The sequence below is a fragment of the Cyclobacteriaceae bacterium genome (assembly GCA_013141055.1).
Classification (GTDB): Bacteria; Bacteroidota; Bacteroidia; order Cytophagales; family Cyclobacteriaceae; genus ELB16-189.
Genome location: JABFRS010000001.1, coordinates 1,135,020 through 1,153,154, shown reverse-complemented (window position 1 = coordinate 1,153,154; position 18,135 = coordinate 1,135,020). Strand labels below are relative to the sequence as shown.

The following is an 18,135-nucleotide window of genomic DNA, read 5'->3' as shown; positions in this document are numbered from 1 at the left end:
AATGCGACAAAAACTCCTCAACGAAGGTGCCAGTGAACTAAGCTATGAGATTCGCGAGATCGTAAAGAAGGCAGAGCAACTTGAAAAACATGGTCTTCGGATCTCATGGGAGAACATCGGCGACCCTATTCACAAGAACCATAAGCTGCCTTCATGGATCAAAGAAATTATTGCAGATCTGGTTCGGTAGGATAGTACTTATAGCTATTGTCCCTCCAAGGGAATGCTAGCTACCCGTGAGTTTCTTGCGGCTCAGGTCAATGCGCTGAATGGTGTTCAGATTGATGCTGAAGATATTTGTTTCTTTAACGGACTCGGTGATGCCATTGGAAAAGTGTATCAGTACATAGTTCCAACCGGGCGTGTGATCGGACCATCACCAGCATACTCTACCCATTCCAGCGCCGAAGCTGCTCATGCCAATCATGAACCGTTGACCTATCGGTTGGATCCCGACAATAGTTGGTATCCTGATCTGGATGATCTTTATAATAAGGTTAAGTACAATCCTAATATTGCAGGGATCCTCATCATCAATCCTGACAATCCTACAGGAATGGTTTATCCTCTGGAGATGTTGAAAAGGATTGTTTCGATTGCAAGAGAATTCGATTTATTCATCGTTGCTGATGAAATTTATATCAACATAACCTATAATGGTGCGCGAGCCTATTCACTGGCAGAAGTTATTGAAGATGTTCCTGGAATTTCAATGAAAGGTATTTCAAAGGAGCTTCCATGGCCGGGAGCGCGATGCGGTTGGATGGAATATTATAATCGTCACAAAGATGTTGAGTTTAATAAATATTGTCAGGCGCTGGATAATGCTAAAATGATTGAGGTTTGCTCTACGAAGCTTCCTCAATTGGTAATTCCAAAAGTATTAGGCGATTCAAGATTCAAGACATATCGTCTTGAAACAAATCAGAATATCGGAAAACGAAGTAAAGTGATTGCAAACATTTTAAAAGATATTCCGGAATTGACATTCAATGAAACGTTTGGTGCTTTTTATAATACAATCATTTTCCGAAAGGGAGCTTTAAAGCCTCATCAGAAAATGAAAATGTCCAATCCTGAGATCAATGAACAGGTCGAGCGTTGGGTGGAGAAGGATATTCCCCTGGATAAGAGGTTTGTCTATTATCTGCTAGGGGCAAAAGGTGTTTGCGTAGTGCCTATTTCTTCTTTTTGCTCAGAGCTTAGCGGCTTTCGTGTAACCCTCCTTGAGGAGAATGAAGAAGTATTGATTGATACGTTTACAAGAATTCGTGATGGAGTCATCGAATACATTCATTCATAGGTATATCGGACCTGGCTCATTGAAATAAAAAAATAGCACAGGATATTCTCCTGCGCTATTTTACTGACTTGCGGATCGCCTTACTAAAGGGTTTTGATCATCACATTCCTGAACCAAACCTCATGGCCATGATCTTGAAGATCAATGTATCCGCTGGGAGCTTTTCCATATCCTGGGAATTCTTTCCATTTGCTGGCTGCGACCTTTTGTTGCCAGTCATCCCCATCAAGCTCATAAGAAACTACTTTCGTTCCGTTAAGCCAATGTTCAACATTATTTCCATTGACAATGATCTTTGTTGTATTCCATTCCCCAATCGCGTTTGATTTAGCTTCAGAAGGAGCATAAACGTCATAGTCAGCACCTGTGAAATGCTCAGGAACTTCTTTTGGATAACCCTTATCATCGATCAACTGATACTCAGGACCTGTTGCGTAAGGAACGTCATACTCTTCTGTTACGCGATACATTACACCACTGTTTCCTTCTTTTGAAATCTTCCAGTCGAATGACAATTCAAAATTCTGATACATCTCAGTAGTCATCAGGTCAGCGCGCTTGGAAGAAGTCTCGGTAGTCGGTTTGCAATGCAGCGTTCCGTCGATCACTTCCCAGGTATCGTTTTCTTTACCTTTAAATATTCTCCAGCCGTCCATTGTCTTTCCATCGAATAACAATTTCCAGCCGTCTTTCTTTTGTTCCTCTGTAAGTTGATTGGAGGTGCCTGATCCACCGCAACTCGATAGAAGCACGATGACAGAAAGGATTGCAATAATATTTCTCATGTTTAGATAGGTTTTGGATTTTGGTTTGATAAAGGTAACGTTTGTGATCAGAAGATTTTCCCCGGATTTAAAATACCATGTGGGTCAAAAACCTTTTTTATACCGCGCATCAAATTCAGGTTCACTTCACTCATTGCAATGGGCATGTAAGGACGTTTTGCAATACCGATACCATGTTCGCCGGAAAGGGTGCCGCCAAGGCTAACGGTAAGCTTAAAGATCTCTCCAATACCTTCAGGAATTTTTGTCTCCCAGTCTGCTTCACTGATATTTTCTTTTAAAATATTAACGTGAAGATTTCCATCACCCAAGTGTCCAAAACATACAGTATTAAAATTATAAGCCTTACCAATCGCTTTAATACCTGATATCAACTTTGGCAAATTGCTTCTTGGAACCACTACATCGTCCGATTTCGTCAGGGTATACCAGTTTACTGCGGGTGAAATATTTTTGCGGATTTTCCAGAGCTCTTCCTTTTGGGCTGCGCTTTCAGCAAACAACACTTCACCTGAATTAAATTTCTCTATAACACCCATCACGCGTTCAGCATCGCGCATCAGGACTTCTTCATCATTACCATCCAGTTCGCAAAGAAGGTAAGCGTTCATCCCCTCTGTAAGTTTGGTTGTCACTGGACTATTCAAAACCTTTTCACAATATTCAAATGTTTTAAAAGCAGCTTCCTTTTCGAAAAATTCCATTCCGGAAGGCGTGATGCCTGCCACAAAGATTGCGGCAATGGCACTGCAGGCTTCTTCATTGGTAGTGAAGGGAATCATCATCAACACGTTCTTCTGGGGAAATCCTCTAAGCTTGAAAACAATCTTGGTGATAATGCCAAGCGTGCCTTCACTTCCGCACATGAGTTGTGTGAGATTATATCCCGTTGAATTCTTCAAAACATTTGCGGCCGTCCAGATGATCTCACCGGTTGGAAGCACCACCTCCATGTTGATCACATAGTCTCGTGTTACTCCATACTTGACAGCTTTTGGTCCGCCAGAATTGTTGGCTAGATTTCCGCCAAGGAAACAAGATCCGCGACTGGCTGGATCAGGTGGATAGAAGAGTCCTTTTTCTTTTACGGTGTTTTGAAATACTTCCGTGATCACACCAGGCTCTACAGTTGCCTGAAGGTTGAGCTCATCGATGTTTAATATCTTATTAAATCTCTCCATTGAGATCACTAATCCCTGCTTGATGGGAAGAGCGCCACCACTGAGCCCGGTGCCTGCACCTCGTGGAGTAACGGGTATTTTATTTTCGTGACAGATCTTCAATATCTCACTGATTTCCTGCGGAGTGCGGGGCTTGACAACAACATCCGGCATGAAGAAATAGTCTTCTGTCTTGTCGTGAGCATAATCCTCCATGCCTGTGCCATCGGCCATGACGTATTCGTCACCCACAATCTTCCTGAATTGTACTATGATGGCTTCCGCAACGTTACTCTCCTGCACTTCAACCGCTTTACCGTGTCCCATGAATCGTGTAGATTTGTAGTGTTCTATTTAATAATGAGCAAACCGTTCAAAGTTACGCAAATCCGTTTTTACAAAACGTGTCTTTTGCTTTTCCTTTTTGCTGGAGTAATCGGTTGCGGATCAGCTCGCAAGGCAAACAGCCACGACAAACAAGTCGATGCTGTGATCCAGAAAGCCCGCACTTTTACCGGCACACCTTATAAATGGGGCGGTACAACCCGCTCAGGACTTGATTGCTCCGGATTGACCACCAACGCTTACAGTGCTATCAACATTTCGTTGCCCCGTCAGGCGGAAACGCAATCGACCATGGGAGAGAAGATCAAGATAAAAGATGTTCAGCCAGGCGATCTTTTATTTTTCGCCACTGGCAAGAAAAAGAAAGAGATTACTCACGTGGGAATTGTGACTGATGTGAAAGGCGGAGATAATGTAAAATTTATTCATGCCTCGACAACACTGGGAGTTGTTGAGACTAATCTGTACTCGGATTATTATATTAAGAGATTTCGATTGGCGAGAAGGATCATTGACAAGTAATGTGATATTTCTCTTATTTTAACTCCAAAGTTCTTTCATTACTTAAATTTCCTTACATGAATTCCTCTAGAAGAAAGTTTCTCCAGGCAGGTGCTATTCTTTCTGCGTTGCCATTTGCCAGACTTTTTGCAAAGTCATCACCTGCTCCGACAAAACCAGTTGTTATTTCTACATGGGACTTTGGAAAGCCTTCCAACGCCGAAGCCTGGAAAGTTTTATCAGCGAAAGGTCGTGCATTGGATGCCGTTGAAAAAGGTGTTCATGTGCCGGAGGCGGATCCGACCATTACTACGGTTGGTCTTGGCGGTGCACCAGATCGCGATGGTCATGTTACGCTCGATGCCTGCATCATGGACGAATTTTCAAATTGCGGATCAGTGGCAGGACTCGAGCACATCGTTCATCCTATTTCTGTTGCGAGAAAAGTTATGGAGAAGACACCGCACGTTATGTTGATTGGTGATGGTGCTCTGCAGTTTGCTCTTGCAAATGGATTCAAAAAGGAAAATCTTCTTACGCCAGGTTCTGAGAAAGCATGGAAAGAGTGGTTAAAGACAGCCCAATATAAACCAGTTGCCAATATTGAAAATCACGATACTATCGGAATGCTTGCCCTCGACATGAATAGCAACCTATCTGGTGCGTGTACAACCAGCGGTATGGCTTATAAGTTAAGGGGAAGAGTAGGGGACTCACCCATCATCGGTGCCGGCTTATTTGTGGATAATGAGATCGGTGCAGCAACTTCTACAGGAGTTGGAGAAGAGGTAATTCGTATTTGTGGTTCGCATCTTGTCGTGGAGTTAATGCGTCAGGGAAAATCACCACAGGAAGCATGTGAAAGTGCAGTACAACGAATTGTTAAGAATCAGCCAACGAAATCGAAGCAAATGCAGGTGGGATTTCTAGCCATCAACAAAAATGGAGAATACGGCGCATATGCATTGCAAAAGGGATTCACCTTTGCGGTTTATTCTAATGAAGTGAATAATGAATTGTTTGAGGCGAAGAGCTATTATTAATTGAAAATTACTTCTTGAAAATGATCATTGAGGTTGTTGTCTACAATATAGAGTCTGCCTTTAAGGCACAGGAGGGCGGAGCAGATCGTATTGAGTTATGCGACAATCCAGGAGAAGGCGGCACAACACCCTCGTTGGGGACTGTGGAAGTCGTGCGCGCGAATACTACCATGGATCTCTATGTTATGCTGCGACCTCGTGGTGGGGATTTTCATTACAGCAGTTATGAATTTCATACTATGAAGCGCGACCTGATCCAGTGTCAGAAGATCAGCGTTGATGGTTTTGTCTTTGGAATATTAAATTCTGATGGAACCATTGATAAGAAGCGCTGCAAGGAGTTGATTGATAAAGCAAAACCCCTTAAAGCTACATGCCATCGGGCTTTTGATATGACCCGTGATCCTTTTGAAGCACTCGAGGATTGCATTGAAGCAGGTTTTTCAAGAATTCTAACCTCTGGTCAGCATCCTAAGGCTCATCAGGGAATTGATCTCATCAGACAGCTGGTAGAGAAAGCAGGTAATCGAATTTCGATTATGGCAGGTTCCGGTGTGAATGAAGAAACAGTAAAAGACATTGTTACCAAAACAGCTGTTAAGGAGATTCATTTCTCAGCTTCATCCAACCGATCCAGTGCCATGTCATTTAAAAATGAAAAGATATCTGCAATGGGTGACGAGGGGAGTGATGAGTACCAGGTCCGTACCGTTGATCCGGAAAGGGTGAAGAAGATCAGACAGATTGCCGAGCGCAAAGAGTAGAAGTTAAGACCTGACAGAATGTTGCTGGTGTTATAGGCAATTCAAAAATTCTCCGGAAAATGCCTTTTGAAAGTTTCTATCAATGTCTCTTTGCTCAGAAATTTGTTTTTAAATCCCTGAACGTCCGGAAACTTACCAGCTTTTTCCTGATCATCCGGATTTAAAGAGGTCGTCAGCATTACCAAAACGATCTTTGCCTTCATGGTGGCATCAAGTTTTTCATATTCCTTAAGAAACTCCCATCCATTCATTTTGGGCATATTGATATCAAGGAAGATCATAGCAGGTACAGGATATGTGCCGCTCACGGCTGTCGTCAGGAAATCTAAAGCCTGCTGCCCATCGTTTACAATAGCAACAGAATCGGCGCAATTCATTTTCGTCAGCAATTTCTGATGATAATAATTGCAGTCATTATCATCGTCGATCAGCAAAATACAATTGAGCTTCTTCTTCACAACGATCCTGTTAAAATGGTGAAATAGAATCTGCTCGAGTTGCCGGGAATAGACTCCACCCAGATATTTCCGTTGTGCAGCTCTGCGATTTTTTTGCAATGTGCCAGACCGATCCCTGTTCCTGAATATTCATTCTTGGAATGAAGTCTTTGGAACATGATAAATATTTTTTCGCGATCTACTTTTTCAATACCCAAACCATTATCTCTTACTTCAAATTTCCATCCGTCACGAACGGATCTTGCAGAGATATGAATTTCCGGACTCGTATCATTTCTCCGGAATTTAATAGCATTGTCAATAAGATTCTGAAAAAGCATATTCAGTTCCAGGGGATATGCTTTCAGGGTTGGTAATTTCCCGAAAGTAATTTTTGTATCGGTAGAAGAAATCAGTGAATCAAGATCTTCTTCCACATGTTTAATAATCTCATTGCAATCTACTTCCTGCAATTGTTTGATTCTGCTAAGTCTGGAGTAGTCAAGTAGACCCTTAATCAACTCTTCCATGCGATTTGCGGCGCGTGATATGGATTGCGTATACCGCCTTCCTTCTTCCGGAAGATTGTGACCGTAATCTTCAATTAGAAGTTCGATGTAATTTTTAATTGTCAGTAATGGCTCCCGCAAATCGTGCGAAGCAACATAAGCGAACTGTTCCATCTCCTCGCTCTTGGACTCAAGAATGGAATATTTCCTTAGCTTTTCTTCTGATGCTTTGCGTTCAGTAATGTCATGACTCAGACCCACCAGGCCATAGATTTCACCGTTAGTGCTCCTCAATGGAATTTTAGAAGTCAGGAACCAACTATAGTTACCATCATTCTTTAAGCTAAACGTTTCACGATTGATGATTGGGTCACCTGATTGGAAAACGTGGCGGTCCTCATTCGTGGAGGATACCGCAGATTCATAGGGATAGACGTCAAAATCATCTTTGCCCAGAAGATCTTTTTCATCTTTAATGCCGAGGTATTCCAGCTCTTTCTTGTTCACAAGCATCTTACGCGACTTGAGATCCTTTACATAAACATTTAATGGAATATGATTAACGAGTGTACGCAAAAGCATGCGCTCTTCTTCCATCTTTTTTTCTGTGACCTTGCGAATAGTAATGTCAACCGTGTACATGAGAAGGCCTCCGATTTTATCATCATCGTCATACCAGGGGCGAACATCCCATGAGATCCACTGTTCCGTTCCGTCTGCACGTTTAAAATATGCTTCTTCACATTTGTTGACGGCTCCCCTCAAACATTCCTGATGTATGGCTTTCCAGTCATCACCTATTTCAGGAAAAACTTCATAGTGAGAAAGGCCAATGATATTCTTTCCCTGGAGCGAATATTCCTCCATCCATTTCAGGGATGCAGCAATGTATTTCAACTCCATATCAAACATTGCTATTGCTGTTGGAGACTGTTCTAAAAGTATTTTATTGTTCATGACGGTATCGGAATACCTTATTTTGGTTTAGTTAAAATGTAATCAATGGTTGTTCTGCTTTTGGTGAATGATTTATTGGGTGCAAATCTACCGGTCGGTAAATTTTGGATAACGGATGTTAAAAGGAATTGCTTTCTGATGTAAGAAATCTCTATGAATCTCTCAATAATTTGAAAGCAAAATCGATTGCGAAAGAGAAGCCTTAAATTACTTCCAGGTGCGATTTATTTTCCATGCCCTGACAGAGATAACCCCGTCATTATTTTCTGAATAAGGGATAACCCTCGCATCATTGGCCAATGGAAATACCTGCTCACATAAAGTTTGTTCTCCATTATTGACAAAAACTTCAACGATTGAATGATCGACAAAAACCTGAAGTTTTATTTTGCCTGTAGAGGCATCAATCTTCACACGATCAATGCTTGCAAATTCCTTGTGAAACCCGACATCTCCAGAATGCGTGCGGTCAATGAATACCTCTTGCGTTGTTGCATCATATCCAATGATGGTCTCTTCGCTTTCGCTTTTCAGAATTTTGATTCCCGCTCCCTTTGATTTTGCAATGTCTATTTCAACCTCCAGTTCCAACTGATTTCCGGAAATCTCACCTTTCATCTCATCTCCCCGCAAGGATGAAATTGTTTTCAATGGCTGTTGGATGAGGCGAAGACCAGCGGCCGTCTTCTTGAGTGAAAGTTCCCGCGGCAATGCCATGGCACTTCTCCACGTTGATGTAGGTATCTGATTCCCATAAGCCCAGTTATTGGCCCAGCCGATCATGATGGTTCTTCCATCTTCTTTTGGGATGTTGTTATAAATGATTCCTGCATAGAAGTCTTTTCCAAAATCCATGTAGAGTGGAGCTTGTGTAGATTGGTCAGGAATGAAAGTATTTCCATTGAACACACCCACAAAGTATTGCATGCCCACAAATTTCCCACCGGCAGGATGACTTCCTGAAAGAGATAATATCCATTTTGTTTTACCTGGTTCGCCTTCAACGGGTAATTCAAAGAGATCAGGACATTCCCAGATTTTTGATGTATCTCCAATTCCCCCAAATTCTCCTAAGGCAGTCCACTCTTTTAAGTTGGTTGATTTATAAAATACGACTTTAAAAAGATCGGGAACTACCATTGCAGCGATCCATACGTTTCCTGTTTCATACCAGAATATTTTCGGATCCCGAAAATCCTTCCGTTGAATATCGAGGACAGGGTTTTTATCATATCGTTTCCATGTTCTTCCCTTATCGTTACTGTAAGCAAGACTTTGATGCTGAAGTTTACCCTGTCCGTCTTTATGAACATGTGAAGTGTAAACAGCAATCAGGCAATCTTTTCCTTCGCAAAAACCGCTGGAATTATTTTTATCGACGACCACTGTTCCTGAGAAGATCATGGTACTGTCACCTGATGGATTTTGATATTCAGCAATAGCGACAGGAAGTTGTTCCCAATGCAGCAGATCTTTGCTGACGGCATGCCCCCAACTCATATGTCCCCAGGTATTTCCATACGGATTGTATTGATAGAAGATATGGTACTCACCTTCATAATAGACCAAGCCATTAGGATCATTGGTCCAGTTTTTATCAGGACTGAAATGATATTGAGGCCGGTATCTTTCTGAATATTGAGTGCTATCGTTCGTGACGATACCGGTTTCTTTTTTGCTGCAACTTAAAATGATGATTAAGAAAACCGGTATCAGCCATTTCATAGGATCATGCTTTTGATTTCTCTGCTAAAACAATCGATGCGGAATTGATACAGTATCGTAAACCACTGGGAGCAGGACCATCCGGAAAAATGTGTCCAAGGTGGGCATCACATACATTGCATGTTACTTCCACCCGAACCATACCATAAGCATTGTCTTTGTGGTAAGCCACTACATCCGGAGTGTATGGTTGAGTGAAGCTGGGCCATCCCGTTCCTGACTCGAATTTCAAACTTGAATCGAAAAGCAATGTTCCGCAGCACCTGCATGCATAAAGGCCAGGATCATGTGCCTCACAATATTCACCTGTAAAGGCGCGCTCGGTTCCTTTTTTTCTTGCGATCGCATATTGATCGGGTGTGAGGATTTTTTTCCACTCTTCATCACTTTTTTCAACACGCTTAGGTGGAGTCGGATTACCCTTTGACGCAAACACCAACACATCATTCCATTTTAACATACACGTAAATTAAGTTTTAGATAATGGGAAGCTCAATTCAAAAACGGAGCCAATTTCTATTTTCGATTTTGCTGTAATCGTTCCATTCAGTTTAATAACAGCTTCTTTTACGATGTACAGTCCCAGTCCGGAGCCTTCAGATTTTTCATGCGCCTGAAAGAACATATCGAAAATCCTGGGAAGATATTTTTCAGAAATTCCCAAACCATTGTCCTCCAAACGGAATTTGATCTCAGTATACGTTTGTTGAGCTGAAATACGAATGAAGCAATTTTTCTTGTGCTGATCTACATATTTAAATGAATTGGAGATCAGATTGCTAAAGATAATCTGAAATCGGGTAGCATCCGTATGCATAACAAGATTGGAATCAATGATTACAGCTACTGAAATCTTCTCTGCGCCAGGGTAAAACTTCAAATGATCGATGATATCGTTGATTGCTTTTTGAACCGGTATGGGTTCGTGATTCACATCGGTACGCGCATTCCTTGAGTAATCGGAGATATCCTTTATAAACTTATTAAGACTCGCAAGACGTTCTTCCATCATCTCCAGGTAGGTCTTTGTCTCCTTCGGATCATTCGTCATCTTGGTCAGCTGTATCAATCCCAGCACAGAGCTTATCGGTGATCGAAGATCATGTGAAGTACTATACATGAATTTGTCAAGCTCAGCGTTCACCTTGGTTAATTCCTCATTCTTGGCACTCATTTGTTGCTCATTTTCCAGAAGAGCGCTTTCTGATCGGTGATTCAGGTTGATGAGAAAATAGATTATAACCGTTGAGGAAATAAATGAAATGGTGAAATTGAGAAAGACATTGTACTGTATGTATTCATTGGTTCCTCCGATCTTGGGAATGTTGGTAATATCAGTGAACAGGGAGAGTGTAAACAGGAAAAAGGAGAATGAAATAAAAAGAATTGCAAGTTTTTTTTCTTCAAAACCAAAAGCAGCAATAGTGCCTACGTTTACAACGATAAAGAAAAGGTACAGTCCGATAGGCAGGGGTTCGGATTCTGAAAAAATAAACAGAGTAATATTTACCACCAGCACCAATATGATCTTGGCGGCGGTGTGTTTTCCTTTTCTATTGAGAACCAGACTTGTTGCTGCTGCCACAGCACAGACAAATTGTATGATCAGGGAGTACAGATTGGGATGAGAGAGGATATCAATTGTAAAAAAGATAATACAAATGAAGAACGTCAGAATGCTCAGCTGACTGGTCAATACAACGCGCTTGTATTGCGACCGCGAAGGTATGAAGGGATGTTCTCCCAGAATTAATTTACGTATCCTGCGCGTTGGCATATGTCAAATTAGAAAAACCAGAGTTTAATTGCCATCCCAATAATAGAAATAATCATCACCCGTTTGATCCACACTTCTCCCGCACTCACTGACCAGCGACTTGCATACCATCCTCCCAGAGAATGACCAATCGCAAGAACAAGTCCGGTGGTCCAATCAATTTTTCCCTGCCAGGCAAAGACAATTACCGATACTCCCGTATAAACGATTGCTGCAAAGACCTTCACAAAATTGCTTTTTACAAGACTAAGATTATTCACAAGGCTTAGGACAGCAATCACAAGAAAGCCAATCCCCGCCTGGACAAACCCTCCGTAAATTCCAATAAAGAAAAAGCAAAAACTTCCAATGATCTGACTTTTTGCATCTAGTTTTTCCTGACCTTTTGATTTGAATGGATCATAAATGATCAGGATAACCGCAAGAACCATCACACCCACAAATATTTTGGTGAATATCTCGTCAGGAACGCGGGATGCAACCAACGATCCAATGAGCCCTCCTCCCAAAGAGGCAATGCCAAGATAAAGGCTGTAAGGCCAGGGTAGTTCTATTCCCTTACTCTTAAAGCCTCCGACAGCAAATAGGTTCTGGAAAAGAAGTGCCACGCGACTGGTAGCATTGGCAGTGGTGATAGGCAACCCAAGAAATGTTAGAATTGGTACTGAAAATAATGAACCGCCACCCCCAACGGTATTAAGAAACGCTGCGCCGAAACCTACAATGATCACCAGCAGGTACTCATACCATTCCTGCATTATCTTACTTTCGCTTTGCGAATAATTTTTGCAAGAATGCCTGGCATGTATCGACTCAGGTAGACAGCAGACACTTCTTTCAGGCCGCCGATATAGACTTCATTTTTATGTCCTTCAATCGCGCTGATGATCTTCCTTGCAACAACGCTTGCATCAAGACCCTCGTCCGTAAGCGAATCCATCTGATTCAGTTTTGTTCCGTCTCCAATCAAAGCATTCATGGAAACATTTGTTTTCACCCAACCCGGACAAATCATGGTAACATAGATCGATTTACTTTCCGACCATAGTTCAGCACGCAGCGAATCAAAGAATCCATGAAGTGCATGCTTCGCTGCAGAATAGCCAGAACGATAAGGTGTGCCCACATGTCCTGTTACACTGCTCACGGTAACATAATGTCCTTGTTTCCTTTGCAGAAAATGGGGAAGTAAATTCTTTGTTAATGCAACCGTTCCGAAGTAATCAACTTCCATGATCCTGCGATCAACATCCAGCGTCGTTTCCTTTGCAAGACTTCTCTGGCTGATGCCTCCATTATTAATAAGTACATCGACATGACCAAACAACTGGATGGCTACTTGTGTGGTAAGACTCAGGACCGAAGTTTCAGAAAGGTCGAGGGGCAATATCCTGATGTTCGGCTGTGCTGCAGGATTACAATTTCCCTTCACGCGCTCAAGCTCTTCTTTCCTGCGTGCAGATAATATCAGCTTTACATTTTTATGCGAGAGTTCGTAAGCAAGTGCCTCACCAATTCCGGAAGATGCTCCTGTGAGCCAGATGACTTTCGATGATATCGTCGACATGTTCAGTAAATGTTAGGGAGCTGGAACAGGTCTTCTGTCTTCAGCATAAACCCATATCGTATAAATTCCCAACGCCGTTCCAATGGGAAAGGAAAATAATTTGAAACACCCCATCACCAGCAAAAGAGTAAGTGCCCATGGCTTTCCATTCAGAATTCCCCATCCACCCACGATAGACGGAATAGAGAAAAAGAGAACAACAGCAACAGAAATGACCCTTATCAATGGAACGATCCACTCCATGAACCAGACCGCTTCAACATCCGGCTGAGTGAAAATAAAATGCATGATAATGGATATTATAGTGGACAGGAAAATCATTCCTATGATCTGAAAGGCTCCTGAAATAATGTAAAGGATGCCGAGAATGCGTTTGTGTGAATCCATGTGACCAATATAATGAAAAGAATGATTAGGAATTCCGCTCGTACACAACAAAGTCAAAAGCGTAAGCATGTCGCTCATCAGCTGTATGATGGATCCTCGACTTCTCTGTCCACTCTGATCTTTTTATTTCTGGAAAAAAAGTGTCTCCCGATAACTCCGTCTTTATTTCGGTCAGGTAAAGCCTGTCGGCAAACTGCAACCCTAGTGTGAATAATTCGGCTCCTCCGATGTTGAATACTTCTTCATCATTTCCCTTTCGCACAAGTTGCATGGCTTCTTCCAATGAATGAACAACCGAACAACCCGGTGCTTTGAAATCCTTTTGCCGTGTCACAACAATATTCGTTCTGTTTGGGAGAGGTTTGAACTTTGCTGGTAGAGAATCATAATTCTTTCTACCCATGATCACTGTATGGCCCTTCGTTGTACGATTAAAGTACGCCATGTCATCTGGTAATTTCCAGGGAAGGTCATTGTTCTTGCCAATGACCCGGTTTGTGGTGAGGGCTGCGATGAGAGATATGATCATTTCGTTCCTAGCTGATTTTATTTCCTCTGAAAAAATCCTGAATGCTCATACGCTTTTTCCCATCAGGTTGAAGTTCTTCAATAGAGATCCAGCCATCAGAAGTTTTAACGTAAAGATAAGTTTTGTTGTCCGTCTTAATCGTTCCCGGCATTTCATCTGATTGCTTAGGCTCTGCTTTTTTTGCTGAGAAGATTTTGAAATTCTTGCCATGAAGAATTGTCCAGGCAGCAGGATACGGACTTAGCCCCCTTATAAAATTCCTAACGGTTTCAGACGGTTGATCCCATCTAATCTCACACGTTTCTTTAAAGATCTTGGGGGCATGTTTTATCTCAGCTGATTCAGTTTGAGGAGTAGAGGGGTAGCTTCCTGTTTCAATAGCTTTAACAGTCTTCAAGACAAGCCCGCCACCTTTCTTCATCAGTCGTTCGTAAACGGCTCCCACATTATCATCTTCATGAATGGGCTCCTTTTCCTGAAAAATAATACTGCCGGTATCAATCTCGTGTTTAAGAAAGAATGTTGTAGCACCTGTCTCTTTTTCACCGTTGATAATGGCCCAGTTAATGGGAGCCGCTCCTCTATATTGTGGAAGGAGAGAAGCATGAAGATTAAAGGTTCCGATTGAAGGCATGGACCAAACTGATTCAGGCAACATCCGGAAGGCAACGACAACCTGAAGATTCGCCTGATAGCTTCTAAGCTCCTCAATGAATTCGGGTGATTTAAGATTGGTAGGCTGAAGGACAGGAATATTGTATTTCAATGCACCCTCTTTAACAGGAGAGCCCGTCAGCTTTTGGCCACGACCCTGCGGCTTGTCCGGAGCTGTTATCACCGCCACCACATTGAATTTGTTCTCCACCAGGATCTCAAGGCTCGGCACCGCAAATTCAGGCGTGCCCATAAATATGATTCTCAGTTCCTGCATTGAAAATTTTAAGCTGCAAAGCTATACGGTGTCAGACGCCTTTTTAGCTATTGCATAGCCTTCTGGCACCTTTTTTAATTTTTTTAGAAACTTTTCCTCTAATTAATTTTGATACCTCATAGTTCGATATATCTTTGTCCTATGTATTCAAAAGAGCTACTAAAAGGCACTATTTCGGCCATGGTGTTGAAATTACTGTCAGAACAAGAGAGAATGTATGGATATGAGATTTCCATGCGCGTCAAGGAATTGTCAGATGGAAAAATTCTCCTGAAGGATGGTTCACTTTACCCTGCTTTGCAAAAAATGACCAGCGATGGACTCCTTTCTTTCAAAGAGGAAACGGTAGGCGGAAGGGTTCGCAAGTATTATTACATCACTCAAAGTGGTCTGAAAGAAAAGACGGCCCACGTAAACGAGCTTCAGGATTTCATGAAGACGATGAGTAAGATTGTTTTTCCTGAGTTGTCACTTAAATCCTATGGAGCTCTCAGTCACTGAACTAAATATCATCCGGAAGGAGTTGGAGAAAAACGAAGTCACCCTTACGTTACTTCGTGATGACCTGCTTGATCACTTGTGCTGCGATATCGAATTGAGGATGATGTCGGACATGAAGTTTGAAGCGGCGATGGAGGCGGCTATTGGCGAACTCGCACCAGAAGGATTGTATGAAATTCAAAATCAGACGAATCAACTATTATACTCAACTAAATTTATCCCAATGAAAAAACTGACCTATGCAATCGGACTCATCTCCAGCATGATGATGGGTACCGGATGGATCATGAACATGCTGCACATGCCTGGTGCCGGAAGTCTTGCCAACGTTGGCATTGGAACATTCGGACTGATTGGATTTGTCGTATTCTTCATTCCAATGTTTGTGATTTCGAAATTCAAAGGAAGTCCTCCCATGCCGCAGTATGAAAAAATAAAGATCATTCTCGGAATGCTCAGTGGAATAATAACCTCCACAGGATTACTCTTCAAAATTTTGCACATGCCTGGCGCAAATCTTCTTTTGCTGACAGGAACCATTCTCTTTGTTTTTGGATTCCTTCCAATGCTATTCTTCGGAATGTATAAGAAATCCGTAGCCTGAACCGCACTCTTTAGTTTCCACTAAAATACTCTTAAGCTTTAAAGCATCTTCAGACAGATGCAACAGGAAAATATTGTTTAAAAATTAATAACAGACCATGAATCTTATGAAAAAACTAATCTTCCTTTCAGGATCCGTATCCGCCATCTGCATCAGTGCCGGATTTTTCCTGAAGGTGTTGCACTGGCCCGTCTCTCAAACCTTTCTGAGCATGGGCTTAATGATCTTGCTACTGGTATTCGTTCCTCTGACCTGGTTTTATTACAGTGAATCAAATATCACCCGCATGGCATCTGAAAAGTTTCGCTTTGCATTAGGAATGACGTGTGCCATCCTCATCGGGATCGGCTGGGTGCTTAAAGTTTGTCACCTTCCCGGCGGAGATATGATCCTGGTTACAGGAGGCATTATTCTCAGCTTTGGATTTATTCCAATGGTGATCTACCGGATGTACAAAAATGAAGTAGGATTGTAAATTGATGAGAATGAAAGACGGAAGGTTGAGGTTTAATCTTTCGTCTTTAAACTCTCTCTGATATATTTCTTACAGATCGGGCAGGTCTTCCAGTCATGCCCTCTTGCAGTACAGTACTCTCTTCCAAAATAGATGATCTGAAGATGAGCCTTATTCCATTTTGATTCCGGAATAAGTCGCTTGAGATCTTTTTCAGTAGACTCAACATTTTTTCCATTGGTCAATCCCCAGCGATAGGCAAGCCGGTGAATGTGCGTGTCCACCGGAAAGGCCGGTTTGCCAAACCACTGCGTCATGACAACGGAAGCTGTCTTATGTCCCACAGCCGGCAAGTCCTCAAGCTCTTCAAAGGTCTGCGGCACCTGCCCGTCATATTTTTCAACAAGGATCTTTGAAAGTCCGGCAATGCCTTTAGATTTCATCGGCGACAAACCACAAGGCTTGATGATCTCACGGATTTCTTCAACGGAATATTTCATCATATCCCAGGGATTGTCAGCCATCTTGAATAATGCCGGGGTGGTTTTGTTGACCCGCACGTCTGTGCATTGTGCCGAAAGCAAAACCGAGATCAATAACGTATAGGCATCCTTATGATGAAGCGGCACTTCCGGATTCGGATAAAGCTTATCCAGTATTTTGAGAATGTCTTTTACCTTATCGGATTTTGTCATGAATAATTTTCTTACTGGTAGAGCAGATATTTCTCTCTCTTCACCTTAAACTCTTCCAATCCCTTCTTCCAGCTTTCGCGAATCTGTGCTTCTGTCAGTCCATCTTTTATCTGTTGCTTCAGCGTATTCGTACCCGCAAGCTTGTCGAAATAAGGAATGAAAAACTTCTCCTTATCCGGATATGCCTGATAGAATTTTAACAGGTAAGAAAGGTCAAGCTTTCGATCCACCCTGACTGCTCTCAGATCAATTCCATAACATAGCTTTCCCTCTTGTGGAGGATGAAGTGAAAATCCTTTGATCGGAACAGGAGTGAATTGAAACGGCATCTCTTTCAGCTCCGGATTGCCAAGCACCTGGAAGGGCATAGGAGTTCCTCTGCCCAGACTTATAACAGTTCCTTCAAAAAGACAGATCGATGGATACAACCGTATCGACTGATTATTTGGGAGATTGGGAGAAGGAGGAACCGGCAGCAGATACTCATCAGCATGCTTCCAGTTTTTTATAGTGATCACTTTCAGTGCGCACTTCTTTTTATTCTCCAACCATCCTTCTTCATTGATCATTCCTGCAATTTCTCCGACCGTCATGCCATGCACAATGGGAATAGGATGTAATCCAATAATAGATTTCAATGCAGGTTCCAGGATCGGTCCATCAACATAATTGCCATTGGGATTAGGCCGGTCCAGGATGATAAGATTCTTTTGTGTGTCTGCACAGGTTTCCATCATCCAGGTAAGCGTGCTCACATAGGTATAAAATCTTGCCCCCACATCCTGAACATCGAATATGACGATGTCTACATCCGCCAGCATAGCGGGAGTTGGCTTGTAATTTTTTCCGTAAAGGGATACCAGAGCAATGCCGGTTTTCACATCGACACTATCATTCACAAGTTCTCCATCGGCAGCGTTGCCGCGAAAACCATGCTCCGGAGAGAAGATCTTTACAATATTGACGCCCTTTGATTTAAGCGTATCTGCAAGATGTGTTTTTCCAACAATGGACGTTTGATTCACAACCAATGCAATCCTTTTACCGGCAAGTTCAGGCAAAAGGATATCTAATCTTTCAGCGCCCACCACTGCTTTTGAAGACTGAGCGTTACAGGCTCCCGTCACGATGATGACAAGAAAAAGAAAAAGTCTGTTCATT

General features: G+C 42.3%; 20 protein-coding genes and 1 pseudogene. 7 read left to right on the top strand and 14 right to left on the bottom strand.

Annotated elements, in window-relative coordinates; genetic code table 11:
- Nucleotide 1: 1 nt before the first annotated feature.
- A pseudogene (locus HOP08_05015) lies at nt 2–1,303 on the top strand (pyridoxal phosphate-dependent aminotransferase).
- 83 nt (nt 1,304–1,386) lie between these two features.
- Here HOP08_05015 and HOP08_05010 read toward each other — a convergent pair.
- Both HOP08_05010 and HOP08_05005 read right to left on the bottom strand, forming a co-directional pair.
- Entirely contained in the window at nt 1,387–2,088 is a 702-nt protein-coding gene (locus HOP08_05010; GenBank protein ID NOT74268.1) for a DUF1080 domain-containing protein, read from the bottom strand.
- Nucleotides 2,089–2,135: 47 nt separating this feature from the next.
- A complete protein-coding gene (locus tag HOP08_05005; GenBank protein NOT74267.1) occupies nt 2,136–3,575 on the bottom strand; it encodes an FAD-binding protein in 1,440 nt (479 codons plus the stop codon).
- A gap of 33 nt (nt 3,576–3,608) precedes the next feature.
- Between HOP08_05005 and HOP08_05000 the strand changes: the two genes are divergently transcribed.
- The 3 genes from HOP08_05000 to HOP08_04990 are packed head-to-tail and all read left to right on the top strand — an operon-like array spanning nt 3,609 to nt 5,901.
- Entirely contained in the window at nt 3,609–4,115 is a 507-nt protein-coding gene (locus tag HOP08_05000; protein NOT74266.1) for a C40 family peptidase, read from the top strand.
- Nucleotides 4,116–4,171: 56 nt separating this feature from the next.
- Complete coding sequence (locus tag HOP08_04995) at nt 4,172–5,137, top strand: N(4)-(beta-N-acetylglucosaminyl)-L-asparaginase (protein ID NOT74265.1); 966 nt, start codon at nt 4,172–4,174, stop codon at nt 5,135–5,137.
- A gap of 20 nt (nt 5,138–5,157) precedes the next feature.
- A complete protein-coding gene (locus HOP08_04990) occupies nt 5,158–5,901 on the top strand; it encodes a copper homeostasis protein CutC (GenBank protein NOT74264.1) in 744 nt (247 codons plus the stop codon).
- A 41-nt stretch (nt 5,902–5,942) separates the two neighbouring features.
- Here HOP08_04990 and HOP08_04985 read toward each other — a convergent pair whose 3' ends face one another.
- From HOP08_04985 to HOP08_04940, 10 genes are all read right to left on the bottom strand, one after another.
- Nucleotides 5,943–6,359, bottom strand: coding sequence for a response regulator (locus HOP08_04985; GenBank protein ID NOT74263.1), 417 nt, complete (start codon nt 6,357–6,359; stop codon nt 5,943–5,945).
- Complete coding sequence (locus HOP08_04980; protein NOT74262.1) at nt 6,356–7,804, bottom strand: PAS domain-containing protein; 1,449 nt, start codon at nt 7,802–7,804, stop codon at nt 6,356–6,358. Before HOP08_04980 ends, HOP08_04985 begins: the two co-directional genes overlap by 4 nt.
- A gap of 207 nt (nt 7,805–8,011) precedes the next feature.
- A complete protein-coding gene (locus HOP08_04975) occupies nt 8,012–9,529 on the bottom strand; it encodes a glycoside hydrolase family 32 protein (protein NOT74261.1) in 1,518 nt (505 codons plus the stop codon).
- Nucleotides 9,530–9,533: 4 nt separating this feature from the next.
- The gene (gene msrB, locus HOP08_04970) at nt 9,534–9,989 is read right to left on the bottom strand and encodes a peptide-methionine (R)-S-oxide reductase MsrB (GenBank protein ID NOT74260.1); all 456 of its coding nucleotides are present in this window, start codon (nt 9,987–9,989) and stop codon (nt 9,534–9,536) included.
- A 9-nt stretch (nt 9,990–9,998) separates the two neighbouring features.
- On the bottom strand, nt 9,999–11,306 hold the full coding sequence (locus tag HOP08_04965) for a HAMP domain-containing histidine kinase (protein ID NOT74259.1): 1,308 nt from the start codon (nt 11,304–11,306) through the stop codon (nt 9,999–10,001).
- An 8-nt stretch (nt 11,307–11,314) separates the two neighbouring features.
- Entirely contained in the window at nt 11,315–12,064 is a 750-nt protein-coding gene (locus tag HOP08_04960; protein ID NOT74258.1) for a sulfite exporter TauE/SafE family protein, read from the bottom strand.
- On the bottom strand, nt 12,064–12,873 hold the full coding sequence (locus HOP08_04955) for an SDR family oxidoreductase (protein NOT74257.1): 810 nt from the start codon (nt 12,871–12,873) through the stop codon (nt 12,064–12,066). The genes HOP08_04960 and HOP08_04955 overlap by 1 nt, the downstream gene beginning before the upstream one ends.
- 12 nt (nt 12,874–12,885) lie before the next feature.
- A complete protein-coding gene (locus HOP08_04950) occupies nt 12,886–13,260 on the bottom strand; it encodes a hypothetical protein (protein NOT74256.1) in 375 nt (124 codons plus the stop codon).
- A 25-nt stretch (nt 13,261–13,285) separates the two neighbouring features.
- Nucleotides 13,286–13,789 (bottom strand): dihydrofolate reductase, encoded by a 504-nt coding sequence (locus tag HOP08_04945; protein NOT74255.1) that lies wholly within the window; start codon nt 13,787–13,789, stop codon nt 13,286–13,288.
- Nucleotides 13,790–13,796: 7 nt separating this feature from the next.
- Nucleotides 13,797–14,696 carry a methionyl-tRNA formyltransferase gene (locus HOP08_04940; GenBank protein ID NOT74254.1) on the bottom strand — a complete coding sequence of 300 codons (900 nt, stop codon included), beginning with the start codon at nt 14,694–14,696 and terminating at the stop codon, nt 13,797–13,799.
- A gap of 165 nt (nt 14,697–14,861) precedes the next feature.
- Here HOP08_04940 and HOP08_04935 point away from each other — a divergent pair, with 165 nt between their 5' ends.
- The 3 genes from HOP08_04935 to HOP08_04925 all read left to right on the top strand — a co-directional run bounded on the left by HOP08_04935 (nt 14,862) and on the right by HOP08_04925 (nt 16,300).
- Entirely contained in the window at nt 14,862–15,221 is a 360-nt protein-coding gene (locus tag HOP08_04935) for a PadR family transcriptional regulator (GenBank protein NOT74253.1), read from the top strand.
- A complete protein-coding gene (locus tag HOP08_04930) occupies nt 15,202–15,825 on the top strand; it encodes a hypothetical protein (GenBank protein ID NOT74252.1) in 624 nt (207 codons plus the stop codon). Before HOP08_04935 ends, HOP08_04930 begins: the two co-directional genes overlap by 20 nt.
- A gap of 106 nt (nt 15,826–15,931) precedes the next feature.
- Nucleotides 15,932–16,300, top strand: a complete 369-nt coding sequence (locus HOP08_04925; protein NOT74251.1) for a hypothetical protein — start codon at nt 15,932–15,934, stop codon at nt 16,298–16,300.
- Nucleotides 16,301–16,332: 32 nt separating this feature from the next.
- Here the strand turns inward: HOP08_04925 and nth are convergent, their stop codons facing one another.
- Together nth and HOP08_04915 are read right to left on the bottom strand one after the other, a co-directional pair.
- Complete coding sequence (nth, locus tag HOP08_04920; GenBank protein ID NOT74250.1) at nt 16,333–16,974, bottom strand: endonuclease III; 642 nt, start codon at nt 16,972–16,974, stop codon at nt 16,333–16,335.
- A gap of 11 nt (nt 16,975–16,985) precedes the next feature.
- Nucleotides 16,986–18,134: a DUF1343 domain-containing protein gene (locus HOP08_04915; protein NOT74249.1), complete on the bottom strand. Its 1,149-nt coding sequence runs from the start codon at nt 18,132–18,134 to the stop codon at nt 16,986–16,988.
- Nucleotide 18,135 lies beyond the last annotated feature (1 nt).

Bases quoted from the DNA above. Each gene is read 5' to 3' on its own strand.
- HOP08_05010 (NOT74268.1), bottom strand. From the start codon at position 2,088: ATGAGAAATATTATTGCAATCCTTTCTGTCATCGTGCTTCTATCGAGT.
- HOP08_05005 (NOT74267.1), bottom strand. From the start codon at position 3,575: ATGGGACACGGTAAAGCGGTTGAAGTGCAGGAGAGTAACGTTGCGGAA.
- HOP08_05000 (NOT74266.1), top strand. From the start codon at position 3,609: ATGAGCAAACCGTTCAAAGTTACGCAAATCCGTTTTTACAAAACGTGT.
- HOP08_04995 (NOT74265.1), top strand. From the start codon at position 4,172: ATGAATTCCTCTAGAAGAAAGTTTCTCCAGGCAGGTGCTATTCTTTCT.
- HOP08_04990 (NOT74264.1), top strand. From the start codon at position 5,158: ATGATCATTGAGGTTGTTGTCTACAATATAGAGTCTGCCTTTAAGGCA.
- HOP08_04980 (NOT74262.1), bottom strand. From the start codon at position 7,804: ATGAACAATAAAATACTTTTAGAACAGTCTCCAACAGCAATAGCAATG.
- HOP08_04975 (NOT74261.1), bottom strand. From the start codon at position 9,529: ATGAAATGGCTGATACCGGTTTTCTTAATCATCATTTTAAGTTGCAGC.
- msrB (NOT74260.1), bottom strand. From the start codon at position 9,989: ATGTTAAAATGGAATGATGTGTTGGTGTTTGCGTCAAAGGGTAATCCG.
- HOP08_04965 (NOT74259.1), bottom strand. From the start codon at position 11,306: ATGCCAACGCGCAGGATACGTAAATTAATTCTGGGAGAACATCCCTTC.
- HOP08_04960 (NOT74258.1), bottom strand. From the start codon at position 12,064: ATGCAGGAATGGTATGAGTACCTGCTGGTGATCATTGTAGGTTTCGGC.
- HOP08_04955 (NOT74257.1), bottom strand. From the start codon at position 12,873: ATGTCGACGATATCATCGAAAGTCATCTGGCTCACAGGAGCATCTTCC.
- HOP08_04950 (NOT74256.1), bottom strand. From the start codon at position 13,260: ATGGATTCACACAAACGCATTCTCGGCATCCTTTACATTATTTCAGGA.
- HOP08_04945 (NOT74255.1), bottom strand. From the start codon at position 13,789: ATGATCATATCTCTCATCGCAGCCCTCACCACAAACCGGGTCATTGGC.
- HOP08_04940 (NOT74254.1), bottom strand. From the start codon at position 14,696: ATGGGCACGCCTGAATTTGCGGTGCCGAGCCTTGAGATCCTGGTGGAG.
- HOP08_04935 (NOT74253.1), top strand. From the start codon at position 14,862: ATGTATTCAAAAGAGCTACTAAAAGGCACTATTTCGGCCATGGTGTTG.
- HOP08_04930 (NOT74252.1), top strand. From the start codon at position 15,202: ATGGAGCTCTCAGTCACTGAACTAAATATCATCCGGAAGGAGTTGGAG.
- HOP08_04925 (NOT74251.1), top strand. From the start codon at position 15,932: ATGAAAAAACTAATCTTCCTTTCAGGATCCGTATCCGCCATCTGCATC.
- nth (NOT74250.1), bottom strand. From the start codon at position 16,974: ATGACAAAATCCGATAAGGTAAAAGACATTCTCAAAATACTGGATAAG.
- HOP08_04915 (NOT74249.1), bottom strand. From the start codon at position 18,134: ATGAACAGACTTTTTCTTTTTCTTGTCATCATCGTGACGGGAGCCTGT.